The sequence below is a fragment of the Azospirillum sp. A29 genome, from assembly GCF_042604625.1.
Lineage (GTDB): Bacteria > Pseudomonadota > Alphaproteobacteria > Azospirillales > Azospirillaceae > Azospirillum > Azospirillum palustre.
In genome coordinates, this window is record NZ_CP170461.1 from 139237 (window position 1) to 159385 (window position 20149).

Below are 20149 nucleotides of genomic sequence, written 5' to 3' on the forward strand. Positions count from 1 at the left end.
GGATCACCCAGCCCTGTCAACTGCGGGACGTGCAATGACCGCTTTGCCGCACCGCGCAGAACGCCTATTTTCGATCCCATGCCCCGGCGGCGGGGCGAGGATGCCAAGGGTGGCCTATGACGACGCGGACGGTCCGGCTGGGCCCCCTCAGCGTGAAGATGTACTGCGCGATCGGCATGATCGCCGTGTCCTGGGCACAGTTGGAAGACATGGTTTCGCTGTGCATCTCGCGCCTTCTCGGCACCGATCATACCGAATTCCTGCCGATTGCCTCCAACATGCAGGTCAAGGCGCGCTTCGACGCGCTGAAGGCCATCGCCGGCCTGCGCCTGCCCGCCGACGAGGCCAAGGCCCTGATCGCCCGCTGCGACGAGGCACTGGAGCTTGGGCGGGAGCGCAACAAGATCCTGCACGGCTCCTGGATTCAGGGCGAGACCGACGACGTCGCCATCCGTCTGAACTACCGCGCCCACGGCCGCATCTCCACCAACGCCCCCGTTATCTCGGCCCGCGAGATCGCCGAGATCAGCGACCGCATCACCATGCTGACCGAAGGCTTCGCCCAGACCCTGCAGCGCCTCGGCCTGTTCGATCCCAAGAACCCAATGCGCAGCCCGGCGCGCGATCCCGGGAGAACGCCGGAGCCGCCCCTCGCCTCCCTCGATTGATGGCTCTTGATTGATGGCCTTTGATTGATGGTGGCGGATCCCGCGTTCCTTCGCTTTTTGCCGGCTTTTCCAGACGGACCATGCCTTCCATCCACGACATCCTGACCGAGGCCGTTGCCCTTCACAACGGCGGCCAGACGGAGCGCGCGGCGGTGCTCTACCGCGACGTCCTGACGGTTGAGCCGGCCCAGCCGCAGGCCCTGCACCTGCTGGGGCTGCAGATGCGCCGCGCCGGCCGTGAACTGCAGGGAGCGGCGCTGATGGCGCGGTCGCTTCGGCTGGCGCCCATGCTTGCACCCGCCCTCTTCAACCAGGGGCGCGCCTTGCAGGATCTGGGGCGGCTGGACGAGGCGACCGCACATTTCCGCCGCAAGCTGGAACTGGACCCCGACTGCGGCGTCACGCTGATCCGCCTGGGAAGCGAGGCGCTCGCCCGTGGCCAGCTGCTTGATGCCGGGCGGCTTCTGCGCCGTGCCGCCGTGCTGGACGCCGGCGGCGAGTTCGCATCCCGGCTGCGCCGGTCGCTGGAGCGCGTCGCCACCGCCCGCGAACTCGCCCGCGATGCCGCCGACCCGTCGCTGCCGCCGGGGCTGGTCGTGCGCGGCCCCTTCCGCGACAATAGCGGCTATGCCCACAAGGTCCGCCGGTTCGTCCGCCATCTGGTCGATGCCGGCATGCGGGTCCGGCTGGTCGACCTCAACCATGACGATGTCGACAATCTGCCGGACGACCAGATCGATCCGGTCCTGTCTACGCTCGATCGGCCGGTGCGGGCCAAGGCGGTGTTGAGCTTCACCACGCCGCTGCTGGTCGAGGCGGTCCCGGGCCTGAAGACGATCAATTACACCGTGTTCGAGGCGCTCGACATTCCGCCCTTGTGGGCAGCGCACAGCCGGCGTCACGACCATGTCGTCGTCGCCACCGACTCCTCGCGCCGGGCATGGCTGCAGGCCGGCCACCCCGCTGACCGCGTCCACATCTGCCCGGAGGGGGTGGAGCCGCTGGAACCCGGCCGGGTGAAGCCCGCCGCCATCCTCGACGGAACGGGGCGGCGGCTGGCCGATTATCGGGTGCGCATCCTCAACGTCTCCGACCTCAACAGCCGCAAGAACCTGGAGGGGCTGTTGCGGGTGTGGCTGCGCACGACGCGGGCGGAGGACGACGCCGCCCTGCTGTTGAAGGCCGGCAAGGGGGGCGGGGCGTCCGGCAGCATCCGCGACCTCTTGGTCCGGCTGACGGCGGAAACCGGCCGGACGCTGGGCGAGGCGGCCCCTCTCTTCCTGATTGAGGGCAAGCTGTCGGACACCGACATGATGTCGCTCCATGCCGCTGCCACCCATTACTGGAGCATGTCGCACGGCGAGGGCTGGGACCTGCCGATGGCGCAGGCTGGCGCCATGGGGCTGACCCTGCTGGCTCCCGACCACAGCGCCTACCGCGCCTATCTGAACAGCCGGGTGGCCCATCTGATTCCCAGCCACGTCACCCCCGCCCTGGACGGTTATCGCGGTCGGGAGTGGTGGACCCCCGACGAAGGGGAGGCCGCCCGGCTGCTGCGCGCGGTCATCGACGATCCCGACGGCACCCGCCGCACCGCCCGCGACCATCTGCTGGAGCATTTCGGCTGGCGCTCCGCCGCCCGCCGGCTGCTCGGTCTGCTGCGCGATCTGGAGGCCCTGTGATCTTGATGGTCCCATGATGCTGATGGTCTCGTGATCTGGATGTGCCGTGATCGGGCATGCGTCGCAGCGTGCTTGCATCGTCCGAAGGAGACAGACAAAGAGCCCCCCTTCGAGACAGATACTCACCTGGGCGGGTTGGCATGGATCAGCAGAGGTTCCGGCAGGTGGTCGGCGGCATCGCCGCCGCTAGCGCGATCAACCATGCCGGCCTCGACCGCGAGCTTCGCGCCATCGAGGGTGCCGGCGACCGCCAGCTTCTCTACGACGTCATGGCGCTGCTGATTTCCCGGATCGACGACTGGGCGGAAAGGGAACGTCTTGCCGACGCGCTGATCGGCTGCCGGCCGGACGACGAGGCCCTGTATCTCGCCCTGGCGAACCGCTTGGCCTATGCCGGCATGGGGGTCCTCGACCGCGACCCGGCGATCCCGCGGCAGGGCATCGCCATCCTTGGCCGGGCGCTGGAACGGGCGGCGCCGTCCCCCCTGCGGCCACAAATCCATGCCAACCTATCCTTCCTGTTCAACGAGGCCGGCCGCCCCGATCTGGCGGAGGCCCATGGCCGCGCCGCCGCCGGCTGCAAGAACGCCATCTTCCATCTCTGGCTCGGCGAGGCGCTGTTCCGGCAGGGGAAATATGCCGGCGACGAGCTCTGCGTCGTCGACCTGTCGTCCCTGTCCTTCCGCCAGGCGGCCCAGGCTCTGGTGAAGGCGGACGCCGCGCCGCCCTTCGAGCAGACCGGCCGGCATGTGGTGCTGGTGTCAGTGGACGGTGCCTATTTCAAGCGCTATGCCGCGGCGCAGATCCTGAACCTCCACGCGCTCGGGTCCGCGGTCGCCGTCCACTACCACATCATCAACGGCGATGCGGAGGTCGCCCGGCTGATCGAGCGGCTGCGGGGCATCGTCGGCGCCATGCCGGTCACCTTCTCGCACGAGAACTGGGCGATGCGCGGCGAGGCCATCGACAAGCCCTATTACGCGTCCTCCCGCTTCCTCATCGCGGCGGAGGCGATGCTGCTGCACAAGGCCGACGTGATCGTCTGCGATGCCGACGTGCTGTTCCGCGAGAAGCCGGAGGACATCGTCAGGCTTGCCGGAGCTGCCGACGTCGCCCACACCGACTATCGCGGCGAGCCGCTGTGCAGCCGCTATAACGTTTCCTTCGTCTATTTCCGCCACAGCCGCAGCGGCTATCTGACGCTGCTGATGATGGCGGACTTCCTGCGGACCAACTTCACTCGCTGCTACATCTGGATGATCGATCAGGTCGCCCTGTTCGTCTGCGTTGAACGCGCCGCTCAGCTGCTGGGAAGCGAAATGGCGCACGCCGCTTGGCCGGACAGCGTCCTGCCGCCGCGTGCCGGCGACACGTTTCCGCTCGTCCTGACCGGCGCGCTCGCCGGGAAGCACGGCAACAGCCCCTACAGCGCGAAGCGGGACGAAATCCTCCAGGCATATGGTTTGTGAGGAGCGGCCGGCAGCGGTGGGCCCGTGCGTCTTCTGCCGTGCATCGCGCTTGCTGGTGCGGTAAGTAAGCGGCCGTCCTTTCTGCGCCCAGACGGATTGCCCCAACGGAGCTTTCATGCCGACCCTTGAAGAAGCCTTTCGCATCGCCGTCGAGCACCATCATGCCGGACGGCTGGCCGAGGCCGAGGCCGTCTACGAGAGCATTCTGGCGGCGGTGCCCGATCAGCCGGAGGCGATGTCGAACCTGGGCTATGCCCAGCAGATGCAGGGCAAGCTGGCGGCGGCAGCGGCCACCTACCGCAAGGTGCTGGCCAAATGGCCTGACCGTCCGCAGACCCATATCCGGCTGGGCGAGATGATGCAGTGGACCGGCCGCTGGGGCGCTGCGGTCGATTGCTATGAAACCGCGTTGTCGTTGGCGCCGAAGGACGAGGGGCTGGCGGCGCAGCTCGACCGCGCGGTGTCGCTCGCCTCCCGTCATCAAGCCCTGCGCGAGCCGCTGCGCCGAGGCGACAGGTTGGATCTGCGCGACGTCACCTTCATGGTGCCCTGTCGGATCGAATCCCCCGACCGCAGGCGCAATCTGCGCATCCTGGTTACCTACCTGCGGCGTTATCTCGACACCAACATTCTAATTTGTGAGGACAATCCCGAGCGCCAGGACGTGCCCGGCATCATGGCCGAGCTGGGGCTCTCCTCTGCCGACTACGGCTATATCCACCTGACCAGCAACGACAGTCCCTACACCCACCGGGGCAAGCAGCTGAACATTATGGCGGCCGCCGCGACCACGCCGATCATTGTCGGGCAGGACACCGACGTGCTGGTGGAACCGACCCAGTATGTGCTGGCGCAACAGGCGGTGCATGACGGCGTAGCGCTCGCCTGTCCATTCAACGGGCTGTTCTTCGACGTCGCTCCCGACTTCGTTCCCGGGGTGGAGCGGACGCTGGCGGTGAACCAAATCGACCTGTTCGATCCACGCAACGAGATGCTCTACAAAAACTCCTACAGCGGGTCAGTCTTCTTCGGCCGCTGGGTGTTCGACAGACTCGGTGGCTTCAACGAGAAGTTTGTGTCCTGGGGCTGGGAGGATTTCGAGCTTTACCGTCGCTTGGAAATGCTGGGTGAGCGGGTGGAACGCACGCTGGGACCGCTCCTCCATCTCAGCCATGCGCGGTCGACCAATTCGGTTACGGACAATCCCTGGTACGCCCACAACACCGCCGAGTACGAGCGGGTGGTGTCGATGACACCGGACCAAATCCGTGCGGAGATCGCCGCCGGCAGTTTCCGTCGTCCACTGGTCAGCGCGGGCGCCGTCCCCGGCTGGGTCGAGCCTCCAGTGTCCTGATTTCCGCTTCACGGCGCGGCGGGCATTGGGTCCGCTGCGCCCAATTCCTGTCCGAGCCTTCCGCATGCCGCCGCACCCGCAAGTCCCGTCCTTCCCCACGCAGCTGGCAGCCGACGCTCCCCGCACGCTGTTCTGCTGCCTGGCCACGCCCGACCATTACCGCCGGCCGCTGTTCTCGGAGCGGGAGGTGTTCTGCGGCCCCGATTGTCCGACGGTAGAAACCGGCGACGGCTTCGCCTCGCTCAACACCCCAGCCGGCGAATTCGATCTGGCCTCCGTCGTCACCCGCCTGCCGGCGCACCAGCGGCCGGAGCTGATCGTCGTCAAGGTTGACGCCACCCGGCGCAACCTCCCGCGCGGGCTCGACCGGCTGCCGGGCACCAAGGTGCTGCTGGTCGGCGACACCCACCATTTCGCCAGCCCCCTGCGCACGCTGCTGGCCTATGGCGCGATGGAGAGCTTCGATGCGGTGGTGCTCGACCACACCCGCCAGCATGCCCATGCCTTTCTGGAGGCGGGGTTCGACCGCGTCTATTGGATCCCTGCAGTGGACTATGCGCTGCGCCGGCGCGATATCCCCGTGGCGCCCGAGCGTCCTCTCACCTTTGTCGGCCAGGTCGGCCCCTTCCACCCCTGGCGGCGCCATGTGCTGGACCGGCTGGTGGCGGCTGGGCTGCCGCTGACCGGGATGCGGGCACCGCCGGAAACGGCGGCCGACCTTTACGCCGCCTCGCAGGTCACGCTGAACGTCTCGCTGAACGGCGATCTCAATCTGCGCGTCTTCGAGGCTCTGGGGGCCGGCGGCTTCCTGCTGACCGATGCGCTGTCGACCGATGCCGGGCTGGAGCGCTGCTTCACCCCTGGCCGCCATCTCGTGACATACCGCTCGCCGGACGAGCTGGTGGAACTGGCGCGCCATTACCTCGACCACCCGGCCGAGGCAATGGCGATCCGCCGGGAGGGCCAAGCGCATCTGCTGGAATTCCACAGCCCGCAGGTCAAGCGCGCCCAATTCTTCGCCGCGGTGTTCGACGACTGCGTCGACCCGGCGCTGGAGGTCCGCAGGGAGCGGCGCGGGCTGTCGGCGCTCCCCGCGCAGGGCACCGGATTCCGCCGCCGCCTCGCCGCCTATGAGGCGTTGCAGCGGCTGCAGCTGACCGCATCTCGGCTGACCGTCCATGCGACCGGAGACGACGGCTTTGCCGCCGACCTGCGCCTCATGGCCCGCGACCTGTCGCGGGTGGCTTTCTGTGCGCCGGACGACGCGGCCGAGCCGGTCGCCCTGCCACTGCCGTCATCTCCCGACCGGCCGCAGGCGGAGGCGGTGACGCTGCTGTCCTGGCCAGGAGCCAGTTCCGATACGGCCGAGATCGACCGCCGGATGGCCCAGTTGTCCGGCGCCTTCGTCCTCTGCCCCACAGCTTCGGCACGAGACCATGCCGCCGCATCCGCCCATCTGGCCGGTTGGGGCTTTGTGCCTGCCGGCCCCGGCCCCAATGACCCCGGCCCTGCCGAAGCCGGCGGCATCCTGTTCCAGTGCGCCGACGCCCTGCGCTATGCCGTGCGCTCGCTGTCCGATCCGAAACTGGCGGCAGGGCTGACGCCGGCACTGCGGCATGCCCGTCTTGCGGTGCTGGAACCGATGCTGCGGACTGCGGAGCAGATGGTCAGCGTCGCCCATCTGGCCGTCCGCTTCGGTGAGATTGCCCTGGCGGAACGGTTCCTGCTGGCCGCCGTCGGGCTGAACCGTCAACAGCCGGATGCGCTCGCCGGGCTGGCCCGCCTGTATGCGGCAAGCGGACGCCCGCTCGAGGCATCCATCTATCTCGGCGAGGCTCGCCGTGCCGCCAAGCTTACCGACACCGCAGACCCTGGTTCGGATTTGGATGCCGACGCGCTCGCCGCCGGCACCGCCGGCCATCCGGGGCTAGAGCGCTACCGGTTGCTGTTCCGGCAGGCGACGGCCCCCTCAACCGGTCGCCCTCGCCGCATTCTGGTGGTCACCAATCTATTTCCGCCGCAAGAGTTCGGTGGCTACGGTCGCAAGTTGTGGGAGTTCTCGGCCGAGTTGATCCGCCGGGGCCATGCGGTGAAGGTGCTGACGGCCGACGTGCCGGAGCTTGCCCGACCGGGCGTGGCCGGAACCGAAGACATTGAGGCGCATGTCGACCGGTCGCTGACCCTCTACGGGTCCTGGAAGGACGGCCGCGCCTTCACCCACGACGATCCGGCCCATTGCGCCGCGCTGATCCGCGCCAACATCCGCCACGTGCTGGAGACCGCCCGCGACTTCCGCGCCGACGCCTGTCTGGTTGGCAACCTCGACCTGCTGGGGACCGACTTCCTCGACCCGCTGACCCGGCAGATGGGCGTGCCGGTGCTGCATTGCCTGGGCAACCAGCATCCCGGCTACCCGCCGGAGGCGGCACCCCGCTCCCCCCTCTATCGCGCTGGACCGGCCAGCGGCTGGGTGGCGGAACGGCTGGCCGCTGGCGGCTACGGCCTGCCCGCCACGGTGATCCACCCTGGCGCCCGCGTCGACTACTTCCACCGCGCGGTGATGCCGTCCACCGACCGGTTGCGCATCGCTTTCGCCAGCCTGTTCGTCAACTACAAAGGCCCGCAGACGCTGGTCAACGCGCTTGCGATCCTGCACCGCGAGGGCGTCGACTTCGACTGCACCTTCGCCGGAGAGGCGCCGGACGCCGATCTGGCCGCCCGGTGCCGCGACTTCGTCGAGCGCCAGGGCATGGTCGGCAAGGTGCGCTTCACCGGCTTCCTCGACCGCCGCGGCCTGTCCAACCTGTTCGCCCGCTGCAACGTTTTGGTCTTCCCCAGCGTCTTTCAGGAGCCTTTCGGCATCACGCAGGTGGAAGCGATGGCCGCTGGCTTGACCGTGATCGGCAGTGGCACCGGCGGCAGCGGCGAGGTGCTGCGCGACGGCGTCGACGGCCTGCTGTTCCCCGCGGAAGACCACCAAGCACTCGCCGACCGCCTCCGCAGTCTGGTTGCAGACCGCGCCGCTTGGCTGCGCATAGCCTTGTCCGGCCGCGACCGTGCCCGCGACTTTACCGTCGCCCGGTCCGTCGACCGCATTGAGGCGGTGTTCGAGGAGTTGAGCAGAGGGAAAGGTGGCTCGCCGGGTTGCTGATGCTGGAAAGCTTCTGATAGCGTCGGCTGGGCTTTTGCTGGAAGAATTCTTGGATTGGGGCGGTGGTGAAGATGTCGAATGTCTTAGTTATGTGCTGCAACTCCGCCTATTACGAATCCTGCCTTCTTCTGATCAGCACCGCTCAGAAGACGAGCGATTCTTCAATCGACAGGATGCTCGTCTATAATCTTGGCCTTGCAAGGGAGCAGGTCGATTTCCTGAACAAGTGCCACAAGGTACAGGTTGTGGAATTTCCGGCCTGGGTGTCCGACATATTCCCCGAGTTTCTCACTCCCAAGCAATTCGCCTGGAAGCCCTTCGTTATCAAGGATGCGGCCACGTATGGAAGCAACATCCTGTATCTCGATACCGGGGCGATGCTGTTGCGAGACATCAAGGATATTTATGAAAAGATCGAGAAAAACGATATTTTCATCGTCAGTGATTTCCATAAGAATAAGGATTGGACGCACGATCTCTGCTTCAGGATTATGGGAGCGTCCGAAAAAGAAATGAATGCCAACCAGATATGGGCGGGAGTCCAGGGCTATAAAGCCAAGGGTCGGTTCCAGCACTATGTGGACGAGGGGTTCCTCTACGCCTGCATCAAAAGTGCGGTCTTCGGTGACCATAAGAATCATCGCCACGACCAGAGCATCTATTCCGTCCTAGTCAGCCGTTACGGCATAGAAACTGAGGATATCCACATCTACGGCGAGTGGAGAGGCATCTTGAGGCCGGATCAGGCCATTTATGTCCACAGACGGCATTTCCCGGTTTCCACAATCCATCTCAGGTTCAAGGAGTGATCGGCCCGATAGCCTTCAAAGCCTAGCGGTGAGAAAAAGTCCGGGTTCTCCTCCCCTTTCAGTTGGGGACTGAAGGGTTGTAGACTGGCGGAGCCGCAGACCCGCGGCACGGATCCGCTGCCGGCCATGACGACCACCATCTCCGACCTGCCCGACACCCTGGTTGGCACCGTGCCCGCTTGTTCCTGCCTGCTGTGCAATAGCGCCAGCTTGAGCACCGCGCCCATCGCTGCAAGTCTTGACCCGCAGGGGCTGCTGCCGCAGGGGACCGCCTCCGCCACCGTCTCGGCCCTGTTGGCAACGGGAACGCCGCGCTGGGGCAGCGGTGCCGTCGGCACCGGCACAAGCGTCACCTACAGCTTCATGGAGCAGGCGCCGTCCTACGCCTCCACCTCGGATGGGACCGGCTTCGCACCGCTGTCCGCCGTGCAGCGCGATGCGGTGCGTCAGGCGCTTGCCGCCTGGAGCGCCGTTGCCAACGTCTTCTTCGTCGAGACCTCCGACAGTGCCAACAGCGGGCAGGGTGGGGCGATCCGCATCGGCACCAACCGGCAAAGCTCCAGTGCCGCTTACGCCTATTATCCGACCGGTTCGCTCTACGACACCGGCGGCGACATCTATCTCGCGAACAACACCAGCACCAACACCAGTCCGACGCCGGGAACCTACGGCTACCTGACCATCCTACACGAGATCGGGCATGCTATAGGGCTGAAGCATCCCGGCAACTACAACGCCACCGGCGGCGGGGGCGAGCCACCCTATCTGTCCTCGGCCGAGGACAATTACCGCTACACCATCATGTCCTACAACCGGCACCCCAGCCTGGGCCTGAACGGGCTGGCGACGGGGCCGGCGCTGTACGACATCGCGGCGGCGCAGTACCTGTACGGCGCCAACGCCAACACCCGCATCGGCGATGACCGCTATGCCTTCGCCAGCAACACCGTCGCGGTCAGCCAAGCCATCTGGGATGCCGGCGGCACCGACAGCATCGACGCCGGCGGGCAGGCCTCGGCCGTCACCATCGACCTGACCCCCGGCGCCTTCAGCTCCATCGGCCCCAACGGATCGGGCGGTCTGGCGGTCGGCAACGTGTCGATCGCCGCCGGGGTCACCATCGAGAACGCCATCGGCGGTGCCGGCAACGACATCCTGATCGGCAACAGCACCAACAACCTGCTGACCGGTGGTGCCGGCGATGACACGCTGACCGGCGGGGTCGGCGACGACACGGTGCAGGGCGGCGGCGGCATCGACACCGCGGTTTACAACGGCAGCCGCGCCTCCTACACCGTCACCGTCACGTCCGACGGCGCCATCATTTCCGGCGGCGGCGAGGGCACCGACACGCTGACCGATGTCGAATTCGCCCTGTTCGCCGACACCCGCATCAGCCTGCTGCCTCCGGCGGTCGCCGCCAGGGCCGGCCGGGTTTCCATCGGCTCCTCCATCGCCATCGCCGGCCTGATCACGGCGACCGATCCGGCCGGCGGCCTCGTCACCCAGTATGAGCTGGTCGACACCACCAACGGCGCCGGCTCCATCATGGTCGGCGGGACGCCCCAGGCGACCGGCACGGTTGTCCCGCTGACCGCGGCGGCCTTCGCCGGCGTCACCTTCACCGCCTCCACCCTGCCCGGCATCGACGAGCTGTCGGTGCGCGCCTACAATGGCGTGGCGTGGAGCCGCTGGATCGGCTTCACCATCGCCTCGCGACCGGCCAACCGGCCGCCGGCCGTCCAGGGCGACAAGACCCTGACCGCCCTGGAGGCCGGGCCGGCCATCGCGCTCGGCATCGACCGGCCGAGCGACCCGGACGAAGGCGACAGCATGACGGTGACGCTGGTCCGCCTGCCGTCCGCGGGCACGCTCCGGCTCGCCAACGGCACCGCCGTCACGGCCGGGATGAGGCTGGGGGTGGCCGATCTGGCCGGCCTGACCTATCAGGCATCGTCCGGCACCCCGGCCTCGCCGGGGTCCTTCGCCTACACCGTCACCGACAGCCAGGGGGCTGTCAGCGGCCAGACCGTGGCCTTGCGGGTGACCACGCTGGCCGAGACGATGGCCGGCTTCGACCCGCTGGCCTATCTCGCCTCCAACCCCGACCTTGCCGCCGTCTTCGGCACCGACGCCGCGGCGGCGCGCGAGCATTATCTGCGCGCCGGTCGGGTGGAGGGGCGGGCGATCCGGTCCTTCGATCCGCTCTCCTACCTTGCCGCCAACCCGGATCTGGCCGCGGCCTTCGGCACCGACACCGCGGCGGCGAGCCGTCATTATCTGGCGTTGGGCCGGCGGGAAGGGCGGTCGGCCGGCAGCTTCGACGCTCTCTCCTATCTGGCCGCCAACCCCGACCTCGCCGCCGTCTTTGGCACCGACACCACGGCCGCCACCCGGCATTACCTGTCCAGCGGTCAGCGGGAAGGGCGCAGCACCCGCTTCGACGCCTTCGGCTATCTGGTGTCGAACCCCGATCTGGCGGTGGCCTTCGGGCTGGACCCGGTGGCGGCAGCCCACCACTATGTGACCGCCGGCCGGCGGGAGGGGCGCGGCATCACCTTCGACAGCCTGGCCTATCTGGCCGCCAACCCCGATCTCGCCACCGCCTTCGGCACCGACACCGCCCTGGCGGCCGGCCATTACCTGTCCAGCGGCCGGCGGGAGGGGCGCAGCACCAGCTTCGACGCGCTCTCCTATCTGGCGGCCAATCGCGACGTCGCCGCCTCCATCGGCAACGATCCTGCCCGGGCGGAGGAGCATTACATCCGCTATGGCCGGCTGGAGAACCGCAGCACCAGCTTCAACGCCCACGACTATCTGCTGGCCAATCCAGACCTGCTGAGCGTCTTCTCGGGCAGCGAGCAGCAGGTGAAACTCTATGTTGTGCTCTACGGCAACACGCCGCGGCGCGACGCCGCCGGCTTCGACCCACTAAGCTATCTGGCCGCCAACCCGGATCTGGCAGCAACCTTCGGTACCGACACCGCGGCCGCCACGGCTCATTACCAGTCGACCGGACAGGCCGCTGGGCGCCCGACCAGCTTCAACGCACTTGCCTACCTGATGGCCAACCCCGACCTCCAGCGCGCCTTCGGCACTGACCAGCAGCAGGCGCTGGTCCACTTCATTCAGTACGGCCGCAACGAGCAGCGCCCCAACCCGATCGGCTATGTCCGTCCGCAACCGGCCGGCTTCGCCATGGCGAATGACGGGTTGCTGGCGGCGGCGATCGGGTAAACGCGGTCCAGTGATCGTGTGCCGTGATTCCAAGGGCATTTCCTGCCAGCGGCACCAGGGACATTCCTGCCGCTTCCGCCCTAATGTGTGTTTTGGGGCTTGGATGCTTGAAAGGACGGCTGATTGCCATCCAAGTCACTGAGGCATATGTTCAGGAAAATTCAGCCAAGGATGTTCTATGAAGGTCAGGAACCAAATTTTTGAACAATCCCCCTATGAGGGATTCGACGCAAACGCCTATGGCTTTAATGATCGGACCGAGAATCATCCGATCTTCAGGTATGTTATTTCACAGATTAAGCCCAAGCTCATCATCGAGGTCGGCACCTGGAAAGGTGCAAGTGCTGTTCATATGGCAGGCCTCTGCAAAGAATATGAGATCGACAACGCTGAAATCGTCTGTGTCGATACCTGGCTGGGCTCAAGTGAGATGTGGGCTGATAAAACGCCGAATGGGTACTGGGGTTTCCACTCGCTGAACCTTAAAAATGGATATCCCAGCATCTATTATCAGTTCTTGGCTAATGTTGTTTTGAAGAATGTAAGTGATATCATTACCCCATTTCCCATAAGTTCTGGTGGAGCGGCTGTTTTCCTCAAAAACCTTGGGGTCAAGGCTGACGTTATCTACATCGACGGCGGCCACAGCTACCAAGAGGCCAAGGCGGATATTGAAGCATATTGGCCGCTGCTTCGGGTTGGTGGTGTCATGATTGGCGACGATTACCACGAGGATGCACCGGGCGTGATCCGGGCCGTCACCGAATTCGGCGAGCTGGTCGACCGGAAGCCCGTGATCCATCACAGGAAGTGGCTGATGGTGAAGCCCTGATCCCCCTGCATCGTTGGTGAGGAATTCAGGTCCGCCATCGTTAATGTGAGTGCGGACCTGAAGCTCTGAACCTTCAGAATCCTGTCTCGCGGATCAGCACCGACGCGGCCATGCGCCAGAAGCGCTCTGCAAAGCTGCGGGCCTCGCCCGTCACGCGGACGATGCCGCGGGTGACGCGCTCCGGCCCCGCCTGCGAACTGCCGGCAGCCTTTGCCCCGATGTTCACCGGCTCGACATCCAGGGTGATGCGGTAGACCGCCTCCACCGGGGCGAGCGCGCTGCGGGCGGAACCGCCATGGGGCTGCTGGCCCGGCTGGGGTCCCGCCTGCCCCTCGACCGCCACAGGGCCGCCATTGACTGAGGCGAGTGCCGGCACGTCCAGAACCGAGACGGCGACCGGGTCGACCGCGCGCACCGTCGCCGCGCGCCGGGGGGCCAGCGGATCGTCGGGGTGGAACTGCGCTCCGGCCCCCGGGCTCAGCCGGTCGAAATCGCCTTCGCCGACATAGCCGACCAGCTCGCCGCTGCCCGGCGCCACCACCATCGCCAGCGGCAGCTTCGGACCGATCCAGCGGCCGGGGATCAGCGCCTCCTCCATGTCGCGCACGGTGCCCGACAGGGGGGAGCGCACCACCAGTCGGTCGCGGCTGTCGAGAATGCCCTGCCGCTCGGCCAGGGCGGCGGCCAGATCCTCCTCCATCGCCCGCACGCGGTCGAGCTGCTCGCGGCTGGCGGTCATGCGGGCGATCTGCTCCTGCATCCAGTCGATGCGCAGTTCGGCCTGCCGCAGCTTGCCCTCCAGGTCGGGGGCGGTCAGGCGGAACAGCGGTTCGCCCTCCACCACGTTCTGGCCGCGGGCGACCAGCGTCTCCTCCAGCCGGGCGGGGAAGGGGGCGTAGACGGTGGCGAACCCCGACGCCCGCCAGACCACCGGCACCGACACGGTGGCGGTCACCGGCAGCAGGGTCAGCCCGACCGCCGCCGCCAGCCCGGCCAGCGTCAGCCCGGTGCGCAGGTTCACATGGAAACGGTCGCGCAGAGACCACCAGGCCTTGGCCTCGGTCAGGAAGGGGCGTGCGACGAACCAGCCGATCTCGATGGCGAACAACAGGATCCCCAGAACCTTGATGGCGACGTGGTAGACCAAGAGCGCGATGCCGAGGAACAGCACCAGCCGGTAGACCCAGGTGACGTAGGAATAGGCCAGCAGGATGCGCCGCCGCCCCACCGGCATCTCCTCCGGCGGAGCCATGCCGAGGCCGAACAGCCATTCCCGCAGCTTCCAGCGCGCCATGGCGAAGGCGCGCTCCTGCAGGTTGGGCACGTCCAGCGCGTCGGACAGCAGGTAATAGCCGTCGAAGCGCATGAAGGGGCTGAGGTTGATCGCCAGCGTGGTGACCCAGCTGACCGTCGCCAGGAAATAGGCGGCGCTGCGCAGCGGCCCGTCGGGGAGGAAGCTCCAGGCCAGCGTGGCGAAGACGGCGATCGTCAGCTCGGTGGCCATGCCGGCGGCCCCCACCGCCAGCCGCTGCCGGCGCGACACCAGCCGCCAGGCGTCGGTGGTGTCGGTGTAGAGCACCGGCCACATCACCAGGAAGGCCGCCCCCATGGTCGGCACCCGGCAGCCGAAGCGCTTGGCGGTGTAGGCATGGCCAAGCTCGTGGCAGATCTTGGTGCCCAGCAGGGTGACGCCGTAGAGTGCCAGCCCTTCGGGCGAGAAGAAATGCTGGAAGGTGTGCAGGAAGGCATCCGACTGCCGCGCCACCAGCAGCCCGGCCAGGAGCGCGGTCAGCAGCACCGCGACCATCCAGGCCCGGCTGTAGAGCGGCGCCACCAGCCCCACCGTCGCCGACAGGAAACGGTCCGGCCGCACCAGCGGGATGCGGAAGAACAGGTAATTGTGGATCAGCCACCAGAACCAGCCGGTGTGTCGTGCCGCCGCCTGGCGGGCCAGAAAGGCGGTGTCGGTGGCGACGGTCAGGTTGTTGGCCGCCAGGAACCGGTAGAAGCCGATGACGTCCTCGACCGTCGGCTCGAACAGGCTCTGCTCCGCCACCGCCGCGGCGATGGCACGCGGGTTGGCATGGTGCCAGTGGGCGATCAGTGCGAAGCCTTCCGGCCCGATGCGGAAATAGCGGTTGCGCACCGGGTCGTGGATGGTCCAGCCCGGTGCCCCGTCCTGTCCCGCCGGCGCCGGCAGCAGGGCCAGATCGTCACGCAGCCCCGGCAGCCGCACGGACGCCAGCGGATCGGCCGGGGCGGTGTCGACAGTGCGGGGGCCGGCGGGGGAAGCGGCGGGAGTGCCGGTCGGAGTGAGGGCGATGGACACGGGAGTCCTCGTGGTTGCCGTCGGATTTGCCTTCGGGGCTGCCTTGGGGCGGCGCCTCAGATGCCCAGCGACTGGCGCAGCAGGGCCAGCGGGCGGCGGAACAGGTAAAGCGCCAGCGGCACGCGGTCGCCCAGGATCTTGGCGGTGCCGCGCAGGCCGATGCGGGGCGGGGCCTCGCCCGCGTCCAGCGCCGCCTTGACCCGGTAGGACAGCACGCCGGCGGCCGACAGGCCGGCTTCGTAGCTGGCATGGGTCAGCCGCGCCTGCAGGGGGTGGAGCGGATCGACGTTCAGGAACAGCTCCACCGGGGAGCCCGGCTCCAGCACCAGGGCGTCGCCGACCGGCACCATGATGTCGATTTCCGGCGCCTGCGGGTCGGCCAGGGTCAGCACGCGTTCGCCCACCGAAACCGGCTTGCCCAGCCAGTCGTTGACGTCGGTGAAGACGGCGATGCCGGCACGCTCGGCCTTCACCGTCACCCGCTCCAGCAGGTCGCGGGCGAGCGCCATCTCGGCGCGGCGCAGCTCCACCTGGGCGCGGAGCTGGGCGATGCGCGCCTTGGTCTGCGGGTCGGCGAAGGCGGCCTGCGAGGCGGTCAGCAGTTCGGCCTCCGCCTGGGTCAGCCCCTTGCGCGCCACCTCGAAGCGGCTGCGCAGGACGGTGGACTCGAAGCTGAACAGGGGCTGGCCGGCCGCCACCGGCTGGTTCGGCTGCACATGGAAGCGCTCGATCACGCCGTCCAGCGGGGCGGCGACGATCACCGGGTTGCTGGTCTGGATCTCGGCCGGGGCCAGGGTCGACATCGGCACCGGGATGGCGAGCGCGCCGGCGACGGCCAGCAGCACCAGCAGCGGCAGCAGGGCCCGGCGCAGCCCATGCCGCTTCGCCCGCTTGCCCGACAGCGCCCACCAGGCATGGCCGTAGCCTTCGGCCAGATGGCTCAGCAGCAGGATTTCGCCGTCGGTCCAGGGCTCGTCACGGCCGAGCCACAGGCCGGCCAGCGGCGGCGCGGCCTTGGTCCGGCTTTCCGCCGCGGCACCGGGCACTGCTCCCGTGGGGGCGCCCCGGAGCGCCTCTTGCGGGGTTTCCGGCTTGCGCAGCGGGCACCACAGCACCTGCGCCGGTCCCCATTCCCCCCAGGCGCTGCGCACGGAGGCGGGCAGGGTGGCGGGATCGACGACATGGACGCTGTTGGCGTCGTCCCCGGTGGCGACGGCGCGCACCGCCTCCTCCAGCCATTGGGCGAAGGGGGCGTTCGGCTCCAGCACCGCGATGTTGGACACCGCCTCCAGCGTCGCCCGCCCGCGCTCGCCCACCGCCAGGAAGGCCGCCTGGCGATAGGCGATCAGCCGGCGGGTCTGGTTGACGATGTGATAGCGCAACTCCGGCGCCGTCGCCTGCCGCCAGGCCTGCCGCTGCAATTCCAGCAGCATCAGCAGGCTGTTGACGGGCTGGGCGCTTCCCTGCGGCACCCCTTGCGGCGGGACGGCCTGCTGGGGCGGGGTCTGGGCCGCGGGCTGGACCGGTGTCTGGGCCATGGCGGCACTCATGGCTTCGCGGTTCCGGGCTTGGAGGGGCTTCCCTGATTTCCAGCCGGCAGCGAAGACACCGCCGGTTCGGGGAAGATGGCGGTGCCGCTCATGCCGGCGATCATGCCGGACGGAACGCCCTCGCCGATCAGCTTGGCGGTGACCTTCACCGACTGGCTGGCCGGATCGACCTTGGCACCGGGCAGCACGACCTCGCCGGGCAGGGTGGCGCCGGTCTCGTCGACGCGCAGGTCGAAGCGCTGCCCCGGCCTCAGCCACACCAGCCAGGAGGAGGGGACGATCAGCTCCACCTTCAGGTCGCGGTCGGACAGGATCTCCAGCAGCGGCGCGCCGGCGGCGACCGACTCATGCTCCTGGATGCGGCGTTCGACCACCCGGCCGTCGAAGGGCGCCTTGATGTCGCAGCGCCGGGCCTGTACCTCGGCCTTGCGGACGTCGGCGCGGGCGACCTGGGCCTTGGCCTCGGCCAGCTGCACCTCCGCCTCGCCGATGGAGCGCAGGCTGTTGAGGCGCCGGTTGACCCGCGCCGTCACCTCGGCCGCGTTCAGCTGGGCGCGGGCGCCGTCCAGCTCCGCCTGATAGCTGGAGCAGTCGAAGCCGACCAGCAGCTCGCCGGCCTTGAAGCTCTGGCCGGCATCGACGCTCATGCGGGCGATGCGGCCGGGGATCTCGGAGGAGAGGACGGCGTGCCGCCGGGCCTCGATCAGGGCGCGGACCTGCCCCTGCGAAGCATCCTGGGCCGCCGCCGGGGTGGAGGCGAGGCCCCCACCCAGCAGCGCGATCAGGAGAGCGGCGCCGGCGGCAATGCCGGGCCGGGCACCGGGCCAGTCACCGGGGCGGATCACAGCGACGCGAGCCGATCGGCGGGCCCGCTGTCGGACTGCTGCTCTTGCGCCGAAAGGGTACGAACAGTGCATTCCCGCTGACTATCCTTCACACGATGGCAGAACCGCTCGGCCGCGGCGCGGTCGGCGAAGCCGCCTGCACGCAGCTGGACGATGGTCTTGCCGTCCTGGCTGCGCCGGCTGGCGATGTACAGGGCGCCAACCCCGTTGCCCTCCGTTCCCAGACGTTTGGCGATGATACCCCATTCCTGCCCGGCAAGCCTGTGGCTTGCGTAAGCCCCGAGTTCGGCCTGGATAACGGGAGAGAAGGAGGCCGTCGCAACCGGGGCGGCGGCCGGGACGGCGGTTTGTGCCGCCGGGGCAGGAGCAGGAGCCGCGGCCTGAACCGGAGCGGGAACCGGCGCCGGGGCAGGAGCGGGGGAGGATGCGGGGACCGGCGAGGCGGAGGAGGCGGGCACGAAGGGGCTGGCGGAGACGGCAGACGGGGCGGCCGCGACTGGAACCGGCTTCGGCGTTTCCGGCTTGGGGGCTTCCGGCTTCACCGCTTCGGTCTTGCTATCCTTCGGGGCATCCTGGGCGGCGGTCCTGGGCGCGGCCATCAGGTCCTTGACGCGCTGCATGCCGCTGGCGCGCTCCTGCCAGGAGGACAGACCCTTGCTCACCGCCTGGGTCAGGGTCGGCAGATCGTCGGCGGCCATCGTCTCGGGCAGCGGGTCGACGCCGGCCGACACCATCACGCGGGAATAGGCGTTGTGCAGGTCGGCCAGCACCAGATCGCGGCGCAGATCGGACAGCAGCGCCGTCACCTCCGACTGGATCACGCCAAGCTCGCCGACCTGCCCGGCCTCGCCGACGTTGGTGTATTGCGAGCGGATGCGGGTGTCGAGGTCGGCCTGCTCGGCGGTCAGGGCGAATTCCTGCTTCAGCTCGCGGTACTGCAGCACCGCCACATGCACCTGGCTCAGCACCGCCATGCTCAGCGCCTGGCGGCGGAAGGCGACCAACTCCTCCTGCGCCTCGGCATAGGACTTGGTGGCGGGGGCGGAGACCAGATTGATCAGGTTCCAGCTGATCCGCGCGCCGTAATCGGCCCAGCGCTGGTTCAGCAGGAAGCTGTTGCTGTCGTAGCGCAGGGCGGCGTTGACGTCGATGCCCGGCAGCAGCTTCAGCAGCGACCGCCAGGTCTCGTCGGCGGAGATGCGCTGGTTGTAGCTTTCCTCCAGCAGCTCCGGCCGGTTCAGCAGGGCGTAGGTCTCCAGCGCCTCGGCGCCGACATCCAGCTTGGGCGGCGACTGCATGACGCTGGCCGCCGGCATCTCGATCTCGAACGGCTCGCCCGGCGGCAGGCCCATCAGCGCGCCCAGCTGCGACTTCGACGCCACCAGCTCGCGGCGCAGCGACTGCAGCTGGCGCAGCGTCTCGACCAGGGTGCGGGTGTAGTTCAGCGCCTGCAACGGCGCCTGGACACGCAGCGCCTCCAGCGTGCGGGCGTCGCGGCGGGCACCCTCGACCCGCTTCTCCAGCGGCGCCAGCCGCTTCAGCAGCCGCTCGGCGGCGACGGCGCGCCAATAGGCGGTGCGCACGTCCTGCATGATGCCCTGGACGACGCGGCGGCGGCGCTCGTCGGCGATCAGCACCAGATTGGCGTTCTGCCGCGCCCGCAGATAGCTGACGCCGAAGTCCAGCACGTTCCAGGTGAAGGCGAGGTCGCCGGTGCGGCGGTGCCTGTCGGTGGCGGTGGTGCTCTCGCCCGTCCGCCGGCCGGTGGCGAGGTTCAGGCTCTCCGACCCGGCGTCGTTGTTGCGCCCGACATAGCCGGCCGCCGCCACCACGCGCGGCAGCATGTCATAGCGCGACAGGTCCAGCTGGTCGGTGGCGACCGCCACCTCCATCAGCTTCACCCGTTCGTCGAGGTTGTACTTGATGGCCCGCGCCATCGCCTCGTCCATCGAGACCGCCTTGGTCAGCGGCTCCTGCGGGGTCAGCACGACACCCAGATCCTTGCGGACGCGCGCCAGATTTTCCTCGGCCGTCAGCGGTTCGGGTTTGACCGCGCAGCCCGCGGCCAGCAGGGATGCCGTCAGAACGGCGACGGGAACCACCGAAGAAAGCAAGCGGCGGCGGAGGTGAGCGGTCGAAGTCTTCATGGTGGGAGCAATTCCGTTCGGCGGAAAAGGATTGGATGAGGGAAAAGCGACGCGGGAATGAGAAAGGCGGCGGGAA

Annotated in this window: 12 protein-coding genes; 8 read left to right on the forward strand and 4 right to left on the reverse strand. The window is 68.1% G+C overall.

Going from position 1 to position 20149, the window contains the following annotated elements; genetic code table 11:
- The first annotated feature begins 116 nt into the window (after positions 1-116).
- The 8 genes from ABNQ38_RS06405 to ABNQ38_RS06440 all read left to right on the forward strand — a co-directional run bounded on the left by ABNQ38_RS06405 (position 117) and on the right by ABNQ38_RS06440 (position 13202).
- Positions 117-668 (forward strand): hypothetical protein, encoded by a 552-nt coding sequence (locus ABNQ38_RS06405; RefSeq protein WP_377806306.1) that lies wholly within the window; start codon positions 117-119, stop codon positions 666-668.
- A gap of 80 nt (positions 669-748) precedes the next feature.
- Positions 749-2350 carry a glycosyltransferase gene (locus tag ABNQ38_RS06410; RefSeq protein ID WP_377806307.1) on the forward strand — a complete coding sequence of 534 codons (1602 nt, stop codon included), beginning with the start codon at positions 749-751 and terminating at the stop codon, positions 2348-2350.
- A gap of 140 nt (positions 2351-2490) precedes the next feature.
- Positions 2491-3819, forward strand: coding sequence for a hypothetical protein (locus tag ABNQ38_RS06415; RefSeq protein WP_377806308.1), 1329 nt, complete (start codon positions 2491-2493; stop codon positions 3817-3819).
- 115 nt (positions 3820-3934) lie between these two features.
- Positions 3935-5173 carry a tetratricopeptide repeat protein gene (locus ABNQ38_RS06420; RefSeq protein WP_377806309.1) on the forward strand — a complete coding sequence of 413 codons (1239 nt, stop codon included), beginning with the start codon at positions 3935-3937 and terminating at the stop codon, positions 5171-5173.
- Between the two features lie 64 nt (positions 5174-5237).
- On the forward strand, positions 5238-8324 hold the full coding sequence (locus ABNQ38_RS06425) for a glycosyltransferase (protein WP_377806310.1): 3087 nt from the start codon (positions 5238-5240) through the stop codon (positions 8322-8324).
- Between the two features lie 62 nt (positions 8325-8386).
- The gene (locus ABNQ38_RS06430) at positions 8387-9133 is read left to right on the forward strand and encodes a hypothetical protein (protein WP_377806311.1); all 747 of its coding nucleotides are present in this window, start codon (positions 8387-8389) and stop codon (positions 9131-9133) included.
- A 126-nt stretch (positions 9134-9259) separates the two neighbouring features.
- A complete protein-coding gene (locus ABNQ38_RS06435) occupies positions 9260-12370 on the forward strand; it encodes a M10 family metallopeptidase C-terminal domain-containing protein (RefSeq protein ID WP_377806312.1) in 3111 nt (1036 codons plus the stop codon).
- 178 nt (positions 12371-12548) lie between these two features.
- Positions 12549-13202: a class I SAM-dependent methyltransferase gene (locus tag ABNQ38_RS06440; protein ID WP_377806313.1), complete on the forward strand. Its 654-nt coding sequence runs from the start codon at positions 12549-12551 to the stop codon at positions 13200-13202.
- Between the two features lie 73 nt (positions 13203-13275).
- On the opposite strand, the gene ABNQ38_RS06445 is transcribed toward ABNQ38_RS06440, so the two are convergent.
- Genes ABNQ38_RS06445 through ABNQ38_RS06460 form a run of 4 tightly spaced genes read right to left on the reverse strand, consistent with a single transcriptional unit; the run spans position 13276 to position 20073 of the window.
- A complete protein-coding gene (locus ABNQ38_RS06445) occupies positions 13276-15531 on the reverse strand; it encodes a biotin/lipoyl-binding protein (protein ID WP_377806314.1) in 2256 nt (751 codons plus the stop codon).
- Positions 15532-15587: 56 nt separating this feature from the next.
- Positions 15588-17081, reverse strand: coding sequence for an efflux RND transporter periplasmic adaptor subunit (locus tag ABNQ38_RS06450; RefSeq protein WP_377806315.1), 1494 nt, complete (start codon positions 17079-17081; stop codon positions 15588-15590).
- Positions 17078-17926, reverse strand: a complete 849-nt coding sequence (locus ABNQ38_RS06455) for an efflux RND transporter periplasmic adaptor subunit (protein WP_377806316.1) — start codon at positions 17924-17926, stop codon at positions 17078-17080. The genes ABNQ38_RS06450 and ABNQ38_RS06455 overlap by 4 nt, the downstream gene beginning before the upstream one ends.
- Positions 17923-20073, reverse strand: coding sequence for a TolC family protein (locus ABNQ38_RS06460; protein ID WP_377806317.1), 2151 nt, complete (start codon positions 20071-20073; stop codon positions 17923-17925). The genes ABNQ38_RS06455 and ABNQ38_RS06460 overlap by 4 nt, the downstream gene beginning before the upstream one ends.
- Between the last annotated feature and the right edge of the window lie 76 nt (positions 20074-20149).

What these genes read in the sequence shown, in the direction of transcription:
- ABNQ38_RS06410 (WP_377806307.1), top strand. Translation starts at nt 749, where the DNA reads ATGCCTTCCATCCACGACATCCTGACCGAGGCCGTTGCCCTTCACAAC.
- ABNQ38_RS06420 (WP_377806309.1), top strand. Translation starts at nt 3,935, where the DNA reads ATGCCGACCCTTGAAGAAGCCTTTCGCATCGCCGTCGAGCACCATCAT.
- ABNQ38_RS06440 (WP_377806313.1), top strand. Translation starts at nt 12,549, where the DNA reads ATGAAGGTCAGGAACCAAATTTTTGAACAATCCCCCTATGAGGGATTC.
- ABNQ38_RS06460 (WP_377806317.1), bottom strand. Translation starts at nt 20,073, where the DNA reads ATGAAGACTTCGACCGCTCACCTCCGCCGCCGCTTGCTTTCTTCGGTG.
- ABNQ38_RS06435 (WP_377806312.1), top strand. Translation starts at nt 9,260, where the DNA reads ATGACGACCACCATCTCCGACCTGCCCGACACCCTGGTTGGCACCGTG.
- ABNQ38_RS06405 (WP_377806306.1), top strand. Translation starts at nt 117, where the DNA reads ATGACGACGCGGACGGTCCGGCTGGGCCCCCTCAGCGTGAAGATGTAC.
- ABNQ38_RS06425 (WP_377806310.1), top strand. Translation starts at nt 5,238, where the DNA reads ATGCCGCCGCACCCGCAAGTCCCGTCCTTCCCCACGCAGCTGGCAGCC.
- ABNQ38_RS06415 (WP_377806308.1), top strand. Translation starts at nt 2,491, where the DNA reads ATGGATCAGCAGAGGTTCCGGCAGGTGGTCGGCGGCATCGCCGCCGCT.
- ABNQ38_RS06450 (WP_377806315.1), bottom strand. Translation starts at nt 17,081, where the DNA reads ATGAGTGCCGCCATGGCCCAGACACCGGTCCAGCCCGCGGCCCAGACC.